Below are 17,667 nucleotides of genomic sequence, written 5' to 3'. Positions count from 1 at the left end.
GCAGGAGTGTGGGAAGTCGCCCGCATCCGGTCGGACGCGGGCGGACGTTCAGACGTTGAAGCGGAACTCGACGACGTCGCCGTCCTGCATGACGTAGTCCTTGCCCTCGAGACGCGCCTTGCCCTTCGCGCGCGCCTCGACGACGGATCCGGTCGCCACGAGATCGTCGAACGAGATGACCTCGGCCTTGATGAAGCCCTTCTCGAAGTCGGTGTGGATGACACCGGCCGCCTGCGGGGCCTTCCAGCCCTTGCCGATCGTCCAGGCACGGGCCTCTTTCGGACCTGCGGTCAGATACGTCTGCAGCCCGAGCGTGTCGAAGCCGATGCGCGCCAGCTGGTTGAGCCCGGACTCCTCCTGACCGGTGGACGCCAGCAGCTCGGCCGCGTCGTCGGGGTCGAGGTCGATCAGCTCGGACTCGATCTTCGCGTCGAGGAACACGGCGTGCGCCGGCGCGACGAGAGCCTCGAGCTCGGCCTTGCGGGCGGCATCCGTCAGCACCGCCTCATCGACGTTGAAGACGAAGATGAACGGCTTCGCCGTCAGCAGCCCGAGCTCCTTGATCGGCGCGAGGTCGATGCCCGACGCCGACAGCAGCACGCCGCGCTCCAGGGCGTCCTTCGCCTCGACGGCGGTGGCGAGCACCGACGGGTCGAGCTTGCGCCCCTTGCCCTCCTTCTCGAAACGCGCGATCGCGCGGTCTAGCGTCTCGAGGTCCGCGAGCTGCAGTTCGGCGTTGATGGTCTCCATGTCGCTCTTCGGGTTCACCGCACCCTCGACGTGCACGACGTCGTCGTCGGCGAAACCGCGCACCACCTGGGCGATCGCGTCGGCCTCACGGATGTTCGCGAGGAACTTGTTGCCGAGCCCCTCGCCTTCCGAGGCACCGCGCACGATGCCGGCGATGTCGACGAAGGACACCGCCGCGGGCAGGATGCGCTCGGAGTGGAAGACCTCCGCCAGCTTGTCCAGTCGCGGGTCGGGCAGGTTGACGACGCCGATGTTGGGCTCGATCGTCGCGAACGGGTAGTTCGCCGCGAGCACCTGGTTCTTGGTGAGGGCGTTGAAGAGGGTCGACTTGCCGACATTCGGGAGACCGACGATTCCGATGGTGAGAGCCACGGGCATTCAGTCTACGTGGACGCGGTCCGCCGCCCGGTGCCGCCGCCGCGCGCGTGCAGCCGCGCCGGCGGAGGTCAGAGTGCGCATCCGCACACGGTAGCGCCGGGCTGCGGCCCGATGCGATCGATCAGTGACGGATGCCGCGGTACGCGCGCGTGACGTACGGCAGGTCGACGACCTCGGCGCCGGTGCCGTCCGTGATGCGCCGCTCGTCGAACAGCGTGCCCACGGCGGCGAGGATGGCGCGCCGGTCGGCATCGGACGCGGTGATGACGTAGCTCCGAGATGCCACCATGTCGAGCAGGGCCGCACGGGTGAGCGACCGGGTCCAGTGCCACGACCTCGCCTCCAGCCCCGGGAACGGCTCGGCGACCCGAGGACCGTCGCCCGACAGCATCTCCTCGGCGTGGCTGCCGTGCATCGCGGCGGTCAGCCGCGCGACCCACGGGTCGGACTCGTCGCGAATGTTCCACACGAGCCCCAGAACGCCGCCGCTGCGCAGCACCCGGCCGGCCTCGGCCGAGGCTCTGACCGGGTCGACCCAGTGCCACGCCTGTCCGAGCAGCAGGGCGTCGACGGACGCGTCGGGCAGCGGCATCCGCTCGCCCGACCCCACGAAGGTGGGAACGCCGTGCACGTGGGCGCGCAAGGCGGCGAGCATGTCGGGATCGGGATCCACCGCGACGACCTCGGCGCCGGCCTCCACGATCGTGCGGGTCAGCTTGCCCGTGCCCGCGCCGACGTCGGCCACGCGCAGCGCGCGACCGGGTTCGCGCACGGGCGCCAGCATCCAGTCCACCGCCTCGCGCGGGTAATCCGGCCTGCCCGACTCGTAGGCTCCGGCGGCGGATCCGAACGACAGCGACATCTCCTCGCGACTGGCCATGCTCCGACCCTACGACGGCGCCTTCGCGCGGCGCGCCTTCCGCCGCTGCGGCCGACGCCGGGTGAGTCTGGGGACGTGCCTCTGGATTTCACCGCGATCGACTTCGAGACGGCGAACTCCAGCAACGCCTCCGCGTGTGCGGTCGGCCTGGTACGGGTGCGCGACGGCCGCATCGTCGACAAGGCGGGCTGGCTCATCCGTCCGCCGGCCGGACACGACGTGTTCTTCGAGCTGAATGTGCGCATCCACGGCATCCAGCCCGAGGACGTCGCCGACGCCGCCACCTGGACCCAGCAGCTCGGCGACATCGTCGCCTTCGCCGGCGACGACATCCTCGTCGCCCACAACGCGGGCTTCGACATGGCCGTGCTCAAGCGGGCATGCGACGCGACGGGCGACGACTGCCCCGCCTACCGCTACGCGTGCAGCCTGCAGGTCGCACGCAAGGTCTACCAGCTCGAGTCCTATCGTCTGCCGTTCGTCGCCGCCGAGGCCGGCTTCGCCGACTTCCCGCATCACAACGCCACGGCCGACGCGCTCGCCTGCGCCCACGTGATGATCGACGCGGCGCAGCGCGTGGGCGCCGCCGACATCGAGGCGCTCACCCAGGCGGTCGGCGTGCGCGTGTCGCAGATCACGACCGCGGAGGCACCGGCCGTCTCCTTCGCCGTCGCCTGAGCGGCTGCCGGAACTCGGAGATCCGCCCGGACTCGGGCCTTCGGCACTCCCGCGTCCGATTCCGGGCAGATCCCCGAGATCGAGCGAGTGCGCGGAACGGATGTCGGAGGCATCCCCCACTCTGGAGACATGGACGCAGTCGTGATCGGTGTGGTGGTGATCGTCTCCCTTCTCGTGGGCGCCGTGGCGGGCTGGGCGGCGGGACTCGCCCGCGGCGCGGCGCGCACCGCTCGGGAGCAGTCCGGTCTCGCGGCGCAGCTCGCGGCGGCTGAGGCCGGGCGCCAGGGAGTGCAGGCGCAGCTCGATCACCAGCAGCTGCTGTACCGCGAGCTGGCCGGCCAGGCGCGCCACGATCAGGCCGCCCGAGAGGAGCGCGAGCGCCGCGAGCAGTCGGTGCTGCGCGCCCTCGCTCCGGTGCAGGAGACGCTCGCCGCGATGCACACGAAGGTCGACGATCTCGAGCGCGAGCGGCATCTGCAGTTCGGCACGCTCGCCGAGCAGCTGCGGCGCGCGCAGCAGTCGGACGAGGCGCTGCGCGCGACCACCGAGTCGCTGGCGAGCGCGCTGCGCTCCGGCAGCACACGCGGAGTCTGGGGCGAGACCCAGCTGCGACGCGTCGTCGAGGCCGCCGGTCTGACCCGCCACGTCGACTTCGATCTGCAGGCGTCGATCACGACGGATGCCGGAGCCGGCCGCCCTGACATGATCATCCGGCTGCCCGGGGACAAGGCCATCGCCGTCGACGCCAAGGTGCCGCTCGATGCGTTCCTCGAGGCGAGCACCATTCCACTGACCGCACAGGGCGCAGAGGCGGCCCGGCGCCGCACACTGCTCGACAAGCATGTGAAGGCCGTGCGTGCCCACGTCGACGCGCTCGCCCGCAAGGCCTACTGGGCGGGACTGTCTTCCAGTCCCGAGTTCGTGGTGTGCTTCCTTCCGAGCGAATCGCTGCTCGCTGCCGCGCTCGAAGAGGACGCCGCCCTGCTCGACTACGCCTTCGGCAAGCGGGTCGCCCTGGCGTCGCCGGTGAACCTCTGGGCGGTGCTGAAGACTGTGGCGTACACCTGGACCCAGCAGGACGTGTCGCAAGAGGCTCGGGCGCTCTTCGACCTCGGCAATCAGCTGTACGAGCGGCTCGGGTCGCTCGCCACGCACGCCGACGACCTGCGGCGCGCCATCGAGCGCACCGTCGACAGCTACAACCGCTTCGCCGGCTCTCTGGAGACACGTGTGCTCGTGAGCGCCCGCAAGTTCCCCGGCATCGACGCGACCAAGCTCGACGCGGTGAGCGAGCCGGCCGCGATCGACAAGAGCCCACGCCGCCTCACCGCACCGGAGCTGCTCGACGGGACGCTCACCGGCTTCGACGAGGAGCCACGGACGGCGACCGCCGAGCTCGGCGAGGTGCGCGCGCGCATCGCTGCGCCGAACGAGTGAGGCGCGGGCCGGCGCCGCCGTGCGCCGGCGGTGCGCCGGGCACGCGGTGGATGTCAGGCGCCGCCGGGAACGAAGCTCAGCAGCACGATGACCGCGGCGGAGACGCCGACGAAAGCGCCGACCATCCACCACGCACTGATCTCGTGGCCTTCATCACGCCGGACGCGCAACAGCACATCGGGGCGGCGGGCAGGATCGATCGCGTTGGCGATCACCGCATGCGCGCCCGTCTGGGGCGACGACGGATCGGCGGGCTGCGCAGACATCGTCAACTCCTCGCGTAGGAAACATCATCGTGTCCCCTTCGACACCACAGTCGATTCTGCCAGAGTCGATCGCGGAAGGCGGTCACGAAAGAGTCACATCCGCATCACGAGTCACATCAGACCCAGCGGTATCACCGTCAGCACGAATGCGCTCGTGCTGGAGCCACTTCGAAACCAGGTGCTCCGACGAGATGCGGCGAAGCGTGCCCGATGCCCCGCGGAGCACGACGCTCTCGGTGTAGACGTAGCCGCCCTCGCGGCGGACGCCCGCGACGAGTGCGCCATCGGTGACGCCGGTCGCCACGAAGATCGTGTTGTTCCCCTTCACCAGCTCATCGGCCTCGTAGACGTGTCCGTCGAGCCGCAGACCGGCGTCGATGCCGCGCTGCTTCTCGTCGTCATCGCGTGGCCAGAGCCGGCCCTGGATGTGGCCGCCGAGCGCCTTGATCGCACATGCGGTCACGATGCCCTCGGGGCTGCCGCCGACGCCGACGCACATGTCGGTGCGAGCGTTGTGGCGGGCGGCGTTGATGCCGCCGGCGACGTCGCCGTCGCTCATCAGCCGCGTGCCCGCGCCCGCCTCACGGATCTCCTCGATGAGACGGTCGTGCCGCGGGCGGTGCAGCACCGAGACCACCAGCTCGTCGACGGGCTTTCCGAGCGCCTTGGCGAGAAGCCGGATGTTCTCGCCGATGGGCAGGCGGATGTCGACGACGCCCACACCTGCGGGTCCGGTGACGAGCTTGTCCATGTAGAAGACGCTCGAGGCGTCGAGCATCGTGCCGTGGTCCGACACGGCGATCACCGAGAGCGCGTTGTTGCGCCCGGCAGCCGTCAGTGACGTCCCGTCGATGGGGTCCACCGCCACGTCCGCCTGCGGGCCGCGGCCGTTGCCCACTCGCTCCCCGTTGTAGAGCATCGGGGCTTCGTCCTTCTCGCCCTCGCCGATGACGATGGTGCCGTCGAAGTTGACGGTGGTGAAGAACGCCCGCATCGCGTCGACCGCGGCGCCGTCCGCAGCCTCCTTGGCGCCGCGGCCGATGAACGGCACCGCACGGATCGCTGCGGCTTCCGTTGCCCGCACCAGTTCGAGTGCGAGGTTGCGGTCGGGATGGAGGGGACTCATGTCCGCGGTCAGGCTCACCATGCGGTCAGCCTAGCCACGCCATCGCCCGATTCACCGGAATTTCACGCCGCGGCAAGTGAAGGAACGGCGATTCTTTCCGGAGGGGCAGGGACGTGGCTTTCCCACGACGGCCCGGGGCCGCAGCATCCGCCGGTCTTCCAGGCCTTCGGTAGAGTTTGCGGTGACGCTCGCAGGGACCGACGGCCTCAGCCGACACCATTCAGACCTGAGCCGACCACCCTTCACACCCGCGCAGATTGAGGAGCACTCATGCCCGTCGCCACTCCGGAACAGTACGCCGACATGCTGGACCGCGCGAAGGCCGGTGGCTTCGCGTATCCCGCCATCAACGCCGCCAGCTCCCAGTCGGTCAACGCCGTCCTGCAGGGCCTCACCGAGGCGGGTTCCGACGGCATCCTCCAGGTGACCACGGGCGGTGCCGACTACTTCGCCGGCCACACCGTGAAGGCCCGCGCGACCGGCGCTCTCGCCTTCGCCGCGTACGTGCACGAGGTCGCCAAGAGCTACCCGATCACCGTCGCGCTCCACACCGACCACTGCCCGAAGCCGGCGCTCGAGGACTTCGTGCTGCCGCTGATCAAGGCCTCCGAGCAGGTCGTCGCAGACGGCGGCAACCCGATCTTCCAGTCCCACATGTGGGACGGCTCGGCGGTGCCGCTCGATGAGAACATCCAGATCGCGAAGGAGATCCTTCCGCGCCTCAAGGCGATCAATGCGATCCTCGAGGTCGAGATCGGCGTCGTGGGCGGCGAGGAGGACGGCGTCCAGCACGAGGGTTCCAACGAGGCGCTCTACACCACCACGGCCGACGTGGCGAAGGCCGTCGAGGCCCTGGGGCTCGGCGACCAGGGCCGCTGGATCGCGGCGCTCACCTTCGGCAACGTTCACGGCGTCTACAAGCCGGGCAACGTGAAGCTGCGTCCCGAGCTCCTCGGCGAGATCCAGGAGGGCATCGCCGCACAGTTCGGCACCGGCCCCAAGCCGCTCGACCTCGTCTTCCACGGCGGCAGCGGCTCGACCGATCAGGAGATCGCGACGGCTGTCGCGAACGGCGTCGTGAAGATGAACATCGACACCGACACGCAGTACGCCTTCACGCGCTCCGTCGCCGGCTTCATGTTCAAGAACTACGACGGCGTGCTCAAGGTCGACGGCGAGGTGGGCAACAAGAAGGCCTACGACCCGCGCGCCTGGGGCAAGATCGCCGAGTCGGCGATGGCCGCCCGCGTCGTCGAGGCCACGAAGCAGCTCGGCTCCGCCGGCAAGAGCCTGGCCGCGTAACACCTGCCGTCGGGCGAATTCGCCCAGCGGGCATCGGATGCCTCGGCACCGGCCCTCCCCAGGGCTCGGCGCCGGGGCATCCGTCGTCTCACCGGATGCCGCTCACGCGAGCCGGCTCACTCGCCCGGCTCGCCGCGCAGCAGCACGCGCCCATCGGCGACCGCGCGCACCTCGATCGAGGCGATGTCGGAGCGATCCAGCGCGGTGCCCGCGTCCAAATGCGCGGTCGACCCGGGTCCGACGCGCCATGTGGAGAGCTCGCTGGTGGCGCCGTCGGTCGACGTGACGACGAGCACGTAGGGCCACTGCTCATCGCGCGCATAGGGATCGTCGCTGGGCGGATAGTCGCAGACCATCGCGATGCGCGTCCCCCACGCGACATCCGTCAGCTCCACCGTCGCGCTGAGCGGCACGTCGGTCACGGGCTGGAGCGCGACCACCTCCTCCGGCGCGGGTGCTGGGACGACCGAGGTCGTGACGGCGAACGCGACGACGAGGGCGAGCACGGCAGCCGCAGCGATCCCGCCGCCCCACGCCATCATCCGCCGGCGGCGCGCCTCACGGGTGCCGCGTGCCACCATCCGCGCGCGGGCCGCCGGATCGGGACCCGTCGCCCCCGGGGCGTCGAGCAGCGACTCGGCTCGCTCAACCGCCACGCGAGCCAGCAGCCCGAGCACCGGTGTCAGGTCGGCGATCGCGTCGCGGCAGAGACGGCAGTCGTCGAGGTGCGCTTCGTACAGCCGACGGTCGTCGGAGTCGAGCGCACGCACCACGTAGGCGGCATCCCACTCCGCGAAGCGGACGTGATCCGTGCTCATCGCGTCACCCCCTTCTCCTGCAGGGTGAGGCGAAGAGCGCGCAGTCCGTAGTGGAGGCGGGACTTGACGGTGCCCGGCGGAATGTCGAGCTCGTCCGCCATCTCGGCGACCGACTGCCCCCGGTAGTAGGCGCGCACCACGACGGTGCGATGCTCGGTCGTCAGGGCGGCCAGCGCCTCCTCGACGAGGATCGCCTCGAACAGCGCGTCGGTCGCATCCGGGGTGACGCGCTCGGGCACCTCGGCGACGCCGATCTCGCGGCGGCGCCGCGCGCTGCGCGCCTCGTCGATCACCAGATGGCGCGCCACCGTGAACATCCACGAGCGCGTGGTCGAGGGGTCCTGCTCCAGGATCCTCGGCGTCCGCCACGCCCGCAGCAGCGTCTCCTGCACGATGTCGTCGGCACCCGCACGATCGCCGGTCAGATGCACCACGTAGCGCCAGACCGGGGCAGCGTGGGCATCGTACAGAGCGGCCAGCCGTTCGGCATCGCGTCCGGCAGTGCTGTCACGACTCTCCACGCTGTCGTGCGGCATCCATCACCTCCCGCAGGAGACACGAGACGTGGCATCCGCAGGTTCAGGTGGACCGCCGTGCTCGTGCCGTCACCCCGAGTATGGACCCCGGGCACCGATCACGGGAGCCCCGAACGGGTGGCCGACGAATCAGCCGCCGACGCTCTCGACGAGCGCCTTCCACACGGTCGGGTCGCTCATCAGGGGCACGGCCATCAGCACGCCCGACACGAACGTGAACAGGATGCCGGCGCTCAGTGGGATCCACCACGTCAGCCGCCCGCGCCGAACGCTCCACCACGACACGGCGACCGTCGCGCACCAGCCGATCGTCAGCACCAGCACCGAGGCGATCGCCCATGCCCTGCCGCCGGAGGGGTCGCTGATCTGCGCATCCACTCCCATCACGGCGAGCATCGTCTCGGCGTACGCCCCGTAATCGAGGAAGGCGGGCACCGACGACACGACGTTCACCAGGCCGTACGCGAGGAGCGCGAACGTCGCGATGCGGTCCACGGGCCGCGTGCGCCGCTCGACGGGCGCCGCCGGCGCAGAGTCGGTCGGGCCGGGAGCGTCCGTCATGACGGGGGTGACGGGCGTCTGCTCCAGCTGCCACGGCGCGGGCTCGCGGATGCGCGCGCGCTGCTCCTCCGGGGTGGCGTACTCGCCGAACTGCGGGCGTGCCGGCGACGGTTCAGCGCCGTGCGGCTCGGGCGGCGATGCCTCGGTCCCGGGCGCCTCAGGCGACGCGGCGCCCCGCGGCTGCGGGGGCGACGACGGGTCGCTCATGCACGGCTCCGGCCACCGAGGGCGCGGTCGTCGCGCTTGCCCGCGGCATCCGTCCGAAGCTCCTTGGGGAGGGAGAACTGCAGGTCCTCCTCGGCGGTGCGCACCTCTTCGACGTCGCGGTAGCCCGCGGCGGCGAGGTCGTCGAGCACCTGCTGCACGAGAACCTCGGGAACCGAAGCGCCGCTGGTGACGCCGACCGTCTCCACGCCGTCGAGCCACGCCTGCTCGACCTCGTCGGCGTAGTCGACACGGTAGGCGGCCTTGGCGCCGTACTCGAGCGCGACCTCCACGAGGCGGACACTGTTGGACGAGTTCGCCGAGCCCACGACGATCACGAGATCGGCGTCCTTCGCGACCTTCTTGATGGCGACCTGGCGGTTCTGCGTCGCGTAGCAGATGTCGTCCGACGGCGGATCCTGCAGCTGGGGGAACCGCGCGCGCAGACGCCGCACGGTCTCCATCGTCTCGTCGACCGACAGCGTCGTCTGGGAGAGCCACACGACCTTGGACGGGTCGCGCACCTCGATGGTGTCGGCCTCGTCGGGCGAGTTCACGATGGTGACGTGGTCGGGAGCCTCTCCGGCCGTCCCCTGGACCTCTTCGTGCCCCACGTGGCCGATGAGGAGGATCTCGTAGTCGTCGCGCGCGAAGCGCACGGCCTCGCGGTGGACCTTCGTGACGAGGGGGCAGGTCGCGTCGATGGCGCGGAGGCCGCGATCGGCTGCCGCATCGACGACCGCAGGCGACACCCCGTGCGCGCTGAAGACGACGTGGGCACCGGGCGGGACCTCGTCGACCTCCTCGACGAAGATCGCGCCGGCGGCCTCGAGCTCGGTGACGACGTGGATGTTGTGCACGATCTGCTTGCGCACGTACACGGGGGCGCCGAAGCGCTCCAGCGCCTTCTCGACGGCGATGACGGCGCGGTCCACGCCGGCGCAATAGCCGCGCGGCGATGCCAGGAGCACGCGCTTGTGTCCGGACCCGGCGATATCCTGAAGCGGTTCGCGCCGCCGTGGGATGCGCGGGACGGGCATGCTCACAGGGGCCGGACTCGTTCGGGTCTGCCCCACGGTGCTGATGCTCACCCCTCGAGTCTACGGGCGGGCTCCTGAGCGAGGCCTCCGTGGCACAGCTCGCGACACCTGCACGTGCGCCGGCGGAACGCCGGGCGCCCGAGCACGAAAGGACCGCATGACGACCTTCCAGCCCGCCACCGTCCCCGGCGAGCCGCCGCCCCCCGACTCCGTGCCGCCGCGGGACTCCAGCTCGCAGGCGCCGACCTCGGTGGCGCGGCTCAACGACACGATCCGAGGATTCGTCCAGACGTGGGGCTCGGTATGGGTCGAGGGCGAGATCACGGGGTGGAACCAGCGCGGCGGGAATGTCTTCGGGCGTCTGAAAGACCTCGTCACCGATGCGACGATCTCGTTCCGCATCTGGTCGTCGACACGGGATCGGCTCCCCGGCGACCTCAAGGTGGGCGACCACGTGATCGCCTGCGTGAAGGCCGACTACTTCGTCAAGAACGGCGACTTCGGCTTCGGCGTCTCGGCCATGCGCCATGTCGGCCTTGGCGATCAGCTCGAACGCCTCGAGAGGCTGCGGGTGCAGCTGCGGTCGGAAGGGCTGTTCGACCCGGCCCGCAAGAAGACCCTGCCGTTCCTTCCGCACCTCATCGGTCTCATCACGGGCGAGAACTCGGATGCTGAGAAGGACGTCCACCGCAACGCCGAGCTGCGCTGGCCCCAGGTGCGCTTCCAGACGAAGTACGCCGCCGTCCAGGGCGACCGCTGCGTCCCCGAGACGATCGCGGCGCTGAAGGCGCTGGATGCGGCCCCCGACGTCGACGTCATCGTCATCGCGCGCGGCGGCGGCGATCCCCAGACATTGCTCGGGTTCAGCGACGAGCGCCTGCTGCGGGCGGTGGCCGCGGCATCCACTCCCGTCGTCAGCGCCATCGGCCACGAGAACGACCATCCCCTGCTCGACGACGTGGCGGACCTCCGGGCCTCGACGCCGACGGATGCCGCCAAGCGCATCGTGCCGGATGTCGCGGAGCAGCGTGCGATCGTCGGACAGCTGCGCTCCCGCATGAACATGCGACTCACGCAGCGGATCTCGCACGACATCGCGCAGCTGGAGCAGCTCAGATCCCGACCGGTGCTGCGCGCCCCGGAGACCCTCCTCACCACGCGGGCGCACGAGGTCGAGGTGCTCGCCTCACGGGGGCGCGATCGGGTGGACCGCTCGCTCCAGCTGCACGAGCGCCGCACCGCCGAGCTGCGCGCCACGCTGCGGGCGCTGTCGCCCGCGTCCACCCTGGCCCGCGGCTACGCCATCGCGCACCTGACCGACGGCGTCATCGTGCGGGATGCCGCGCAGGCTCCGGCATCCACCGCCGTCGTCGTCACGGTCGGTCGCGGGTCGTTCGCGGCGCACTCGGATGGGGAGATCGCCGAACAGCTGTCGGCGGGCACCGATCCCGCCGCCGAGGACGTGACGGAGCCCGACCCGGCGGGGCACGGCGCGCGCTCGGCCGCGAACTAAGATGGAGGCCATGACTGAGAAGAGCGGCGCCCCCGAGGACGTCGCGACCCTCTCTTTCGAGCAGGCACGCGATGAACTGGTGCGTGTCGTCGCCGAGCTGGAACAGGGCGCCCCGACTCTCGAGCACTCCCTGGCCCTGTGGGAGCGCGGCGAGGCCCTCGCCGCTCGCTGCGAGGAGTGGCTGCTGGGCGCCAAGCGCCGGCTGGAGGCCGCACGGGCGACCGTGGAGCGCACCGGCGCGGAGGAGGCCCGATGACGCGCAGGCCCCGCATCGTCGCCGAGCTCGGCCGCCCGGAGACCCCGCAGGAGACGGCCGACCGCAAGGCGGAGTCGTCCCGGGTCTACCGCTCGAGCCAGAACGTGCGCAACCTCATCGCGGCACTGCTCGCCACGCTCGCGGTCGTCGTGGTCGTGATCGTCGCCGTTCCGCGCGGCACTCCCCCCGCACGCGAGCCGATCGACGTCGCCGCGGTCGCAGCGGACATCTCCGCATCGGAGGACCGCACCGTCATCACGCCCGAGCTGTCCGACGACTGGGTGGTGAACAGCGCCCGCATCGAGGGCAACGGCCCGGTGCGCGCCTTCACGGTCGTCTACGCCCCCGCCGGAGAGGACGAGCGCGGCTTCCTCCGCGTGGCCCAGGGCTTCGACGCCGACGAGTCGTGGGCGGCGCGCGTGCTCTCGGGCTCCGCTCCTCAGGACACCCTGACCGTCGACGGCATCACGTGGGACCGCTACGAACTCGACCCCGAGCGCACCGGGAACATCTCGGTCGCCCTCGCCACCGACGCCGGCACCGACGCCGTGCTCATCTACGGCGCAGCCGGCGAGAAGGCGCTGGAAGAGACGGCGCGCTCCGTCGCCGATCAGATCACCGCATTGCGCGAGGAGGCCGAGTGACCGACCAGCCGACGCCCGTGAAGGCCTGGCAGGAGATGCAGCGCGGCAACGCGCGCTTCGTCGCCGGGGAGCCGCGGCATCCCCGTCAGGACGTCGACACCCGTCATGAGCTCGCAGAAGGGCAGCGCCCCCGCGCGGCCCTGTTCGGCTGCGCCGATTCGCGCCTCGCCGCGGAGATCATCTTCGACAAGGGCCTCGGCGACCTGTTCGTCGTGCGCAACGCGGGCCAGGTCATCTCCGACTCGGTCGTGGGCAGTCTCGAGTACGCCGTCGCCGTGCTGGAGGTGCCGCTCATCGTGGTCCTCGGCCACGACGCCTGCGGCGCCGTGCGGGCCGCGATCGACATCACCGACCCCGAGGCCGACCCGCTCCCGCCGCACATCTGGCGCCTCATCTCCCCCATCGTTCCGGCCGTGCGCCGGGTGCAGCGCGCCTCCGCGGTGGACGGTGTCTACCCCGCCGAGATCGACGCCGACGAGGTCGGCCGCGAGCATCTGCGCGACACCGTGGGCGAGCTGCTGCACGCCTCCGAGCTCATCAGCACCGCCGTCGCCGAGGGTCGTCTCGCGATCGTCGGCGCGAACTACCGCCTCGCCGAGGGCACGGCTGTCCCCGACGTGATGGTCGGAATCCCCGACCAGGCCTGAACCGGTTTCCCCCACCCCGTACCGACACGTGAGGAACAACGACGTGACCGACACCGAGTACCGCATCGAGCACGACACCATGGGCGAGGTGCGAGTTCCCAAGAACGCGCTCTACGCCGCCCAGACGCAGCGCGCCGTCGAGAACTTCCCGATCTCGGGCGACCGGCTCGAGCCCGCGCAGATCGTCGCGCTGGCACGCATCAAGAAGGCCGCGGCCCTCGCGAACAAGGAGCTCGGCACGCTCGATGGCGCCATCGCCGATGCCATCGCCGGGGCCGCCGATCGCATCATCGCCGGCGAGTTCGCCGACCAGTTCCCGATCGACGTCTATCAGACCGGCAGCGGCACGTCGTCGAACATGAACATGAACGAGGTGCTGGCCACCCTCGCGACGCACGCGCTCGGCGCCACCGTGCACCCGAACGACCACGTCAACGCGTCGCAGTCCTCCAATGACGTCTTCCCGACCTCCGTGCACATCGCCGTGACGCAGGAGCTGATCGACGATCTGATCCCGGCGCTCGACCACCTGGCGGTCGCGCTGGAGACCAAGGCCGACCTGTGGAAGACCGTGGTCAAGTCGGGCCGCACGCACCTCATGGACGCGACGCCCGTCACCCTCGGTCAGGAGTTCGGCGGGTACGCACGCCAGATCCGCCTCGGCATCGAGCGGGTGCAGGCGGTGCTCCCCCGCGTCGCGGAGGTGCCTCTCGGCGGCACCGCCGTGGGCACCGGCATCAACACCCCCCTCGGATTCCCGCAGCGCGTCATCGAGATCATCGTCGCCGACACCGAGCTGCCGATCACGGAGGCCAGGGACCACTTCGAAGCTCAGGCCAACCGGGACGCGCTGGTCGAGGCATCCGGCGCCCTGCGCACCATCGCGGTGTCGCTGACGAAGATCAACAACGACCTGCGCTGGATGGGCTCCGGCCCGAACACCGGCCTCGGCGAGCTGCACATCCCCGACCTGCAGCCCGGTTCGTCGATCATGCCCGGCAAGGTCAACCCGGTGATCCCCGAGGCCACGCTCATGGTGTGCGCCCGGGTGATCGGCAACGACGCGACGGTCGCGTGGGCGGGAGCGTCCGGCGCCTTCGAGCTCAACGTCGCCATCCCGATCATGGGCAGCGCGGTGCTGGAGTCCATCGAGCTGTTGGCCAACACCTCGCGCGTGCTCGCCGACAAGACGATCGACGGCCTCGAGGCGAACGTCGAGCGCGCCGCCGCCTATGCCGGGATGTCGCCCTCCATCGTCACGCCGCTCAACAAGCTCATCGGGTACGAGGCGGCGGCCAAGATCGCCAAGCACTCCGTCGCGAAGGGCATCACGGTGCGTGAGGCCGTGGTCGACCTGGGCTATGTGGAGCGCGGAGAGCTCACCCTCGAGCAGCTGGACGAGAAGCTGGACCTCCTTTCGATGACGCACCCGGGCTGATCCGCCCCCCCATGCCGCTGCGTCTCCATCGGCGGGATAATCGGCGCATGGCCCGAACGCCCCGCCCGGTCCCCGCGCGCGTCAGGATCCTTGCTGCGATCCTCGCCGTCGCGTGCGTCGGCTTGGCGATCGTGGGCAGCGTGACGTTCCTCGTGCAGCGGGAGCAGGCCCTGAACGGGGTGGACCAGCGGTTGAAAGCACAGGTCGAATCGCTGGAAGGGGTGTCAGCCGATGCCGCCGCGGGCGCGACGCAGGCCGCGCCCGCGGCGACCGACGTGCTCGACAGGGACGACTTCCGGTCCGTCGACGACTATCTCAACGCGGTCGTCGCACGCCTGGTGCCGGGTCGCAACGAGGCTTCGCTGGCGCTGATCGACGGCGCACCGCGCTGGGTGCCTGCGACTCTCTCCGGGTTCGACATCTCGAAGAACAGCCAGCTCATCGACCGCGTGGTCGCCGAGACCGCGGACGGCAGTACGCGAAGAGGTACCGCGGTGACCGACCAGGGATCGCTGCGCTACATCGCGATCCCCGTGCACATGGACGGCGATCCGGAGCAGGGCCTGTACGTGCGTGCCGTCAACCTCGGCGAGGAGCTGCGTCCCGTCACCTTCGCCATGACGACCTACGTGATAGCCGCACTCGCCGTGCTGGCCGCGATCGGCATCGTCGGCTGGTTCGTGACGGGGCGACTGCTGTCCCCGATCCGCCACCTCCGCGAGACGGCGGACGCCATCTCCATCAGCGATCTCTCACGGCGCCTCGAGCCGCACGGCAACGACGATATCTCCGATCTCTCGCGCACCGTCAACTCGATGCTCGATCGCCTGGAGGACTCCGTCGACGGGCAGCGCCAGCTCCTGGACGACGTGCGCCACGAGCTGAAGACGCCCATCACGATCGTGCGCGGGCATCTCGAGCTGATGAACCCGCAGGATGCCGCGGACGTGGCGTCCGCGCGCGACATCGGCATCGCCGAGCTCGACCGTCTGACCCGGCTCGTCGAGGACATCGATCTGCTCGCCACCGCGGAGGCCGATTCGAGCACCCTGGCCGCCGTCGATCTCGCCTCGTTGACCGCCCGCGTCGGTGAACTCGTCGCGGTGATCCCCGGGCACTCCTGGACGACCGAGGCCGTCGCCGACGGCGAGACCATCGGCGATCAGGACCGTCTGCTGCAGGCTTGGCTCCAACTCGCCGACAACGCTGCGAAGTACACGCCGGCGGGAGCTCCGATCGAGATCGGCAGCGCGCGCGACATCGAGGGCGCTCGGCTCTGGGTGCGCGATCATGGGCCCGGCATCCCGCTCGACGAACGCACCCGGATCTTCCGCCGCTTCGATCGTGCACACGTCAAGCGGTCGGTCGGCGGGTCCGGACTGGGCCTCGCCATCGTCGATGCGATCGCGAAGGGCCACGGTGGCCATTGCGTGGTCACCGACACGCCCGGCGGCGGCGCGACGTTCACCATCCATCTGCCTCCGACCGGCGCCGAGCTGCCGATGCCGGTGCGAGCCGGGGATGTCGTGCTGCAACGAGAGGCCGCCGGATGACCAGGATCCTGATCGTCGAGGATGAGCCGCGGATCGCCGCCTTCGTCAGCCGCGGGCTGGAGTCAGCGGGTTACGAGACGCTCGTGGTCGAAGACGGCCCCGAGGGACTCGAGGCCGCGCTGCGCGGCGACGCCGACCTGGTGCTGCTGGACGTGGGCCTGCCCACGATGGATGGATTCGAACTGCTGCGCGAGCTGCGGGCCCGTGGTTCGGCCGTACCGGTCATCATGCTGACGGCGCGCTCCAGCACGCGCGATACCGTGACGGGCCTGGATGCCGGCGCGAACGACTACGTGCCCAAGCCGTTCACGTTCGAAGAGCTTCTGGCACGCGTCCGCTCCCGCCTGCGCGAGAGCGTTCCGCAGCCCGGCGTATCGATCTCGCACGGCGACGTCGCGCTCGACATCCTCGCGCGGCGCGCGAGCGTCGCGGGGCGGGAGATCGACCTGTCTGCTCGCGAGTTCGCCCTCGCCGAGCAGTTCCTCCGCAACCCCGGGCGCGTCCTCAGCCGGGAGCAGCTGCTGAGCCGGGTATGGGGGCTCGACTTCGATCCCGGTTCCAACGTGGTCGACGTGTACGTACGCTATCTGCGCGGAAAGCTCGGCCCGGACCACATCGTCACGGTGCGCGGCGCGGGCTACCGCTGGGAGTGAGGCCGGAGCGCCTGCACGAGGCCCGAATCGCCGCAGCCGCATCCGCATCCCGCCCCGCTGGGTGACCCGCTCTTGCGGCGCACGAAGAAGCCCCCGGTGCTGGGGGACACCGGGGGCTGTGAAAGGCCGGACTGGGGAATCCGACCGTAATCAGTCGCGCTTGTCTGGGGAATTGCGCGACTGGTCTTTCTTCGCATCGTGACCGGCGCCATTGCCGTTCCCGACGTTCGAGCCCGCATGCGCGGGACGCCTATCGTTGTGCGCCGGCTCGGTGCCCGCCGTGCTCTTCTGTTCGTCGGACCCCGAGGCGCCCAGGCGCCGGTGGGTGTCGGAGTCGTTGCGCTCGGCCGTGCCATCGGCGCTCGGCGCGTGTGCGGCCATCTCGCGGTCGAGTCGCGACAGGAGCGCATCGATCCGCGCGGCGTTCCAGCCGTGTGCGAGTGCCCACGTGCGAAGCCCCTCCCACGATCCGGCGGCCTTCGCGGCGGCGATGGCCGGCTCGAGGTCTGCAGGAATGGTGGGCGCTGCCACGTCCGGCGCGGGTTGTGCCGCCGGGGGCACCGCCGGCGTGGCCGGAATCCGTGCCTCCTGCGAGCCGCTCGAGGTATCGACCACCAGCGGAGCGGGCGCCTCCACCACTTCGGCATCGACCGCGGCCTGCGCTTCGGAAGTGGCGGTCGGGGTCGGGCGAGGGCTGGCGGAGGGCGCCGGGGCGGAGGGAACGACCACCCGCTCGGACGCCAGGCTCGTACCGCGCGAATCGGCGAGCGCCATGGTGCTCGTCAGCGCGACGGCGGTCACGACGGCGATGCTCGCAACCACGGCGGTGACGCCGCCGATCACGAGTCCCGTGCGTGCTTCCACGTCTAGCCTGCCTCCCCGGTGCGCGGAACGTTTCCCCTCACTCCATGGTGACAGACAGACCGCGCCGGAGGCGCCACTGGCGATGAGACTCTTCTCATGCTCTGCACGGCGCGGCGGGCCGGG

Annotated in this window: 18 protein-coding genes and 1 pseudogene; 10 read left to right on the top strand and 9 right to left on the bottom strand. The window is 70.6% G+C overall.

The features are described from left to right. Nucleotides 1-48: 48 nt before the first annotated feature. Both ychF and NCG93_RS01215 read right to left on the bottom strand, forming a co-directional pair. Complete coding sequence (ychF, locus tag NCG93_RS01220; protein ID WP_194413617.1) at nt 49-1,122, bottom strand: redox-regulated ATPase YchF; 1,074 nt, start codon at nt 1,120-1,122, stop codon at nt 49-51. Between the two features lie 127 nt (nt 1,123-1,249). Next, nucleotides 1,250-2,008, bottom strand: coding sequence for a class I SAM-dependent methyltransferase (locus NCG93_RS01215; protein WP_194413616.1), 759 nt, complete (start codon nt 2,006-2,008; stop codon nt 1,250-1,252). Between the two features lie 75 nt (nt 2,009-2,083). On the opposite strand from NCG93_RS01215, the gene NCG93_RS01210 reads away from it, so the two are divergent. After that, entirely contained in the window at nt 2,084-2,686 is a 603-nt protein-coding gene (locus NCG93_RS01210) for a 3'-5' exonuclease (protein WP_194413615.1), read from the top strand. 129 nt (nt 2,687-2,815) lie between these two features. Then, nucleotides 2,816-4,123 (top strand): DNA recombination protein RmuC, encoded by a 1,308-nt coding sequence (locus NCG93_RS01205; RefSeq protein WP_194413614.1) that lies wholly within the window; start codon nt 2,816-2,818, stop codon nt 4,121-4,123. Between the two features lie 53 nt (nt 4,124-4,176). Here the strand turns inward: NCG93_RS01205 and NCG93_RS01200 are convergent, their stop codons facing one another. Together NCG93_RS01200 and glpX are read right to left on the bottom strand one after the other, a co-directional pair. Further along, complete coding sequence (locus tag NCG93_RS01200) at nt 4,177-4,389, bottom strand: UDP-N-acetylmuramyl pentapeptide phosphotransferase (protein WP_194413613.1); 213 nt, start codon at nt 4,387-4,389, stop codon at nt 4,177-4,179. A 160-nt stretch (nt 4,390-4,549) separates the two neighbouring features. Continuing rightward, a pseudogene (glpX, locus tag NCG93_RS01195) lies at nt 4,550-5,536 on the bottom strand (class II fructose-bisphosphatase); the annotation flags it as partial. A 249-nt stretch (nt 5,537-5,785) separates the two neighbouring features. On the opposite strand from glpX, the gene fbaA reads away from it, so the two are divergent. Further along, nucleotides 5,786-6,817: a class II fructose-bisphosphate aldolase gene (gene fbaA / locus NCG93_RS01190; RefSeq protein ID WP_194413611.1), complete on the top strand. Its 1,032-nt coding sequence runs from the start codon at nt 5,786-5,788 to the stop codon at nt 6,815-6,817. Nucleotides 6,818-6,933: 116 nt separating this feature from the next. On the opposite strand, the gene NCG93_RS01185 is transcribed toward fbaA, so the two are convergent. The 4 genes from NCG93_RS01185 to NCG93_RS01170 all read right to left on the bottom strand — a co-directional run bounded on the left by NCG93_RS01185 (nt 6,934) and on the right by NCG93_RS01170 (nt 9,976). Further along, nucleotides 6,934-7,635, bottom strand: coding sequence for a hypothetical protein (locus NCG93_RS01185; RefSeq protein ID WP_194413610.1), 702 nt, complete (start codon nt 7,633-7,635; stop codon nt 6,934-6,936). Further along, on the bottom strand, nt 7,632-8,171 hold the full coding sequence (locus NCG93_RS01180) for a sigma-70 family RNA polymerase sigma factor (RefSeq protein ID WP_194413609.1): 540 nt from the start codon (nt 8,169-8,171) through the stop codon (nt 7,632-7,634). Before NCG93_RS01180 ends, NCG93_RS01185 begins: the two co-directional genes overlap by 4 nt. Nucleotides 8,172-8,300: 129 nt before the next feature. Then, nucleotides 8,301-8,939, bottom strand: a complete 639-nt coding sequence (locus NCG93_RS01175) for a DUF6264 family protein (protein ID WP_194413608.1) — start codon at nt 8,937-8,939, stop codon at nt 8,301-8,303. Then, nucleotides 8,936-9,976 (bottom strand): 4-hydroxy-3-methylbut-2-enyl diphosphate reductase, encoded by a 1,041-nt coding sequence (locus NCG93_RS01170; protein WP_194413828.1) that lies wholly within the window; start codon nt 9,974-9,976, stop codon nt 8,936-8,938. Before NCG93_RS01170 ends, NCG93_RS01175 begins: the two co-directional genes overlap by 4 nt. Before the next feature lie 157 nt (nt 9,977-10,133). Between NCG93_RS01170 and xseA the strand changes: the two genes are divergently transcribed. From xseA to NCG93_RS01135, 7 genes are read left to right on the top strand one after another with little or no spacing between them, the layout of a single operon-like run. Further along, nucleotides 10,134-11,489, top strand: a complete 1,356-nt coding sequence (xseA, locus tag NCG93_RS01165; protein ID WP_241741616.1) for an exodeoxyribonuclease VII large subunit — start codon at nt 10,134-10,136, stop codon at nt 11,487-11,489. A 1-nt stretch (nt 11,490) separates the two neighbouring features. Next, nucleotides 11,491-11,745 carry an exodeoxyribonuclease VII small subunit gene (locus NCG93_RS01160; protein WP_372495928.1) on the top strand — a complete coding sequence of 85 codons (255 nt, stop codon included), beginning with the start codon at nt 11,491-11,493 and terminating at the stop codon, nt 11,743-11,745. Beyond that, a complete protein-coding gene (locus NCG93_RS01155) occupies nt 11,742-12,389 on the top strand; it encodes a DUF4245 family protein (RefSeq protein ID WP_194413606.1) in 648 nt (215 codons plus the stop codon). Before NCG93_RS01160 ends, NCG93_RS01155 begins: the two co-directional genes overlap by 4 nt. Nucleotides 12,390-12,424: 35 nt before the next feature. Beyond that, complete coding sequence (locus NCG93_RS01150) at nt 12,425-13,036, top strand: carbonic anhydrase (protein WP_194413827.1); 612 nt, start codon at nt 12,425-12,427, stop codon at nt 13,034-13,036. 43 nt (nt 13,037-13,079) lie between these two features. Continuing rightward, nucleotides 13,080-14,474, top strand: coding sequence for a class II fumarate hydratase (locus tag NCG93_RS01145; protein WP_194413605.1), 1,395 nt, complete (start codon nt 13,080-13,082; stop codon nt 14,472-14,474). 47 nt (nt 14,475-14,521) lie between these two features. After that, complete coding sequence (locus tag NCG93_RS01140) at nt 14,522-16,027, top strand: sensor histidine kinase (protein ID WP_194413604.1); 1,506 nt, start codon at nt 14,522-14,524, stop codon at nt 16,025-16,027. Beyond that, entirely contained in the window at nt 16,024-16,680 is a 657-nt protein-coding gene (locus tag NCG93_RS01135) for a response regulator transcription factor (protein WP_194413603.1), read from the top strand. The genes NCG93_RS01140 and NCG93_RS01135 overlap by 4 nt, the downstream gene beginning before the upstream one ends. 150 nt (nt 16,681-16,830) lie before the next feature. On the opposite strand, the gene NCG93_RS01130 is transcribed toward NCG93_RS01135, so the two are convergent. Then, nucleotides 16,831-17,544, bottom strand: coding sequence for a hypothetical protein (locus NCG93_RS01130; RefSeq protein ID WP_194413602.1), 714 nt, complete (start codon nt 17,542-17,544; stop codon nt 16,831-16,833). Between the last annotated feature and the right edge of the window lie 123 nt (nt 17,545-17,667).

The organism is Microbacterium yannicii, assembly GCF_024055635.1.
Lineage (GTDB): Bacteria > Actinomycetota > Actinomycetes > Actinomycetales > Microbacteriaceae > Microbacterium > Microbacterium yannicii.
The sequence above is the reverse complement of the archived record's forward strand: the minus strand, read 5'-3'. Positions and strand labels throughout refer to the sequence as shown.